Annotated in this window: 3 protein-coding genes; 1 reads left to right on the top strand and 2 read right to left on the bottom strand. The window is 68.8% G+C overall.

Annotated features, from left to right (window positions below):
* Window positions 1-846, top strand: an 846-nt coding sequence (locus LQV45_RS25150) for a CdaR family transcriptional regulator (protein ID WP_230009347.1), incomplete at its 5' end; no start/stop codon positions are given.
* A 37-nt stretch (window positions 847-883) separates the two neighbouring features.
* On the opposite strand, the gene LQV45_RS25145 is transcribed toward LQV45_RS25150, so the two are convergent.
* Entirely contained in the window at window positions 884-2,260 is a 1,377-nt protein-coding gene (locus tag LQV45_RS25145; protein WP_230009345.1) for a diacylglycerol kinase family protein, read from the bottom strand.
* Between the two features lie 69 nt (window positions 2,261-2,329).
* Window positions 2,330-2,601 (bottom strand): cupin domain-containing protein (locus LQV45_RS25140; RefSeq protein WP_230009343.1); only part of this gene is annotated, 272 nt, incomplete at its 5' end.

Below are 2,601 nucleotides of genomic sequence, written 5' to 3'. Positions count from 1 at the left end.
GCCAACGTGGCCGCGCTCCACATCCTGCACAAACGGACCACCTACGTCTCGAACCTGACCCGCCAGATCGATCTCGTCCAGCCGCTGCTGTTCGATCCGAAACGCGCCGAACTGGCCGCCATCAGGCTCGGGATCTCGGCGCCGTCGATCCGGGTTGCGGCCCTGGGCGTCTGGCCGTCCGAGGCCATCGCGGCCGAAACGCTGCAGTCCCGCCTCCGGCTCTTCGACACCATCCGGACCGCCTGCGCCATCCGGCTGCCCTCGGCCGTCTGCGGGCTCTCGGACAACATCGTGTACATCGTCCTGCCGCAAACCACCGAAACCTCACGCCACTTCCAGCGCACCGCGCTTCTGAAGATTGTGCAGAATGCGCGGCGGCTGCTCGCACGCCCGGTCCTGGCCGCGCTCGGCGCCGCGGCGACGATCGACCGGCTCGAGGACTCCAGGGTCAACGCGGAACTGGTCTTGTCCGAACTTGTGCGCAACGTCGCGGAGGGGCGCATCGCCGCCGATTCTGATGACATCGTGGCCGACGACGACTCCCTCGGCTCGCGCCTGCTGCTGCGTCAGTTCGTCTCGGCGCTGACGGCCGCCGGCCAACTGCCCGGATCGCACGCGCTGAGCATCGCGGCGTACGACGAACAGCATAGGAAGTCCTTCGAGGACACCATCTACGCCTACCTCAGCTGCGGCGGAAACGCGATCGACGCCGCCAAGTCGCTGGATGTGCACGTCAACACGGTCCGGTACCGATTGTCCCGGGTGGAGCCGCTCTTCGGCATAGACCTCGACGACGCCGAAACGCGCCTGCTCGTGTGGCTGCAGTTGTGGGCACGGCACAACTAGTCGCCGTCGTACACGGTCCAGGCCAGACCCGCCGAGGCTACGATCCCCCGCCGGCGTGCGGAGGAACGGCGGACGACGGCGCAGACGGCGCAGATACGTGCCGGCCCCACGCCAGCTCGCGGAGCCGGACCAGATCCAGCGCCGGTTGGGCCGGCGGGACGCCCGGACGGTTCCGCGGAACCAGTACCCGCAGTGCGCGGGGTTCGATGGTGCACCGTACCGGTGTGCTCATCAGCAGAGCCTCACCGTCCACTCCGACGGGGATATCGGGCACGTCGGCGTCGACCACCACCTCCGCCGCGGTGCGTTGGATCAGGCCGCGCTTCGTGGCACGGCGCAGCAGGCCAACCGCTTCCCGGGTGTTGGCGGCGGAAATCGCCACCGCGCCGAGCACGCCGCGGTCCAGCCGGGTTCGGCGGCCCAGGCCGGCGAGGTCATTGCTGCCGTACGGACCGTTGCTCACCAGCACCGCCTGCGGGCCGTCCACCGTCTCCCCGTCAGCCTGCGCCCGCAGCCGCGCACCCTTATCGCCCCTGATCAGGTCCGGAAGCATCTCCAGCACGGTACCGGCCTTGTCGTCCCGGTACGCAGGGCTCTGCACCACCTCGGCGTACACCCCGAAGGATGCGTTGTTGACGAAGGTGCGGCCGTTGATCTTGCCGAGGTCGACGTGAAGCTCCACCCCGTCCCGGAGGGCATCCAGGCAGCCTGTCGGGTCCTCGCGGTCCAGCCCGAGATCCAGGGCGAAATGGTTGCGCGTGCCGGCGCTGATCACCAGGAACGGAAGGTTGTGCTCGGCCGCAATGCCGGCCACCAGCGCCTGGGTTCCGTCCCCACCGGCGACGCCGAGCAGATCGGCCCCGCGCTCCACGGCCTGCCGGGCCAACGCGTCGACGTCGACCGGTCCTGGTCCCTCAAGAAGCGCCACCTCGGCGCCGAGTTCTTCCGCCTTCCGCTGGAGGTCGAACTTCACCACCTTGCCCCCGCCGGAACGCGGATTCATCACCAGGAAAGCATGCTGCCAGGCAGGGGCGGGGTGCTCGGGCATGGCTTTGCCCTCACTCCTTTCCCGGAGCGCGGCGCGGGCACAGACCAGGGCAACGAATGCCAGCGCAGCGGCAATCGCCACCTCCCGGAGCAGGCTCCCCTGGATGTAGAGGGCCACGACCACAAGGGGTGCGAGTACCGCCAGCGCCAGCGCAAACCAGCGCAGAAGACCGCGGCTGATGAGGAACCAGTAGATCGCTGCCACGGCCACCAACACGGCGCCCAGGCCGGTCGTGACCAGCGCAATAGTGCCTGCCAAACCCGCCGCCACCAACGGGACAGCCACCGCGAGGACAACTGCGGCGAAGGCCCCCCTGGCCCACCACCGCCGGGTCTTTGGGACCTCGTCGAAAGGGATGACAGTCATGTCCTGCTCCTTGCGGTAATCCGGCCCCTGGAGTGGCTTCGACCGGTCTCGCCGCCTGCGGCTGGGCCGTCAGGTCTTGATTTTCGCCACGGTCATGAGGATCGCCGAATCTTCCTCGGCCTCCAGGCTGTGCAGCCCCTCGGGCACGATCAGCAGATCGCCGGTCTTGCCCTGCCACGATTCGTTGCCGGCCCGCAGGCGCACGCAGCCGCGGAGCACAAACACGGTTGCCTCGCCGGGGTTCTGGTGCTCGCTCAGCTGCGTCCCCGCCCTGAACGCCATGACGGTCTGGCGCAGGACTTTCTCATGCCCGCCAAACGCAGTGTCCGCAGCCCGTCCGC

The sequence above is a fragment of the Microbacterium sp. Bi128 genome (assembly GCF_918698205.1).
The sequence above is the reverse complement of the archived record's forward strand: the minus strand, read 5'-3'. Positions and strand labels throughout refer to the sequence as shown.

Coding starts and splice junctions, on each gene's coding strand:
- LQV45_RS25145 (WP_230009345.1), bottom strand. CDS start 2,260: ATGACTGTCATCCCTTTCGACGAGGTCCCAAAGACCCGGCGGTGGTGG.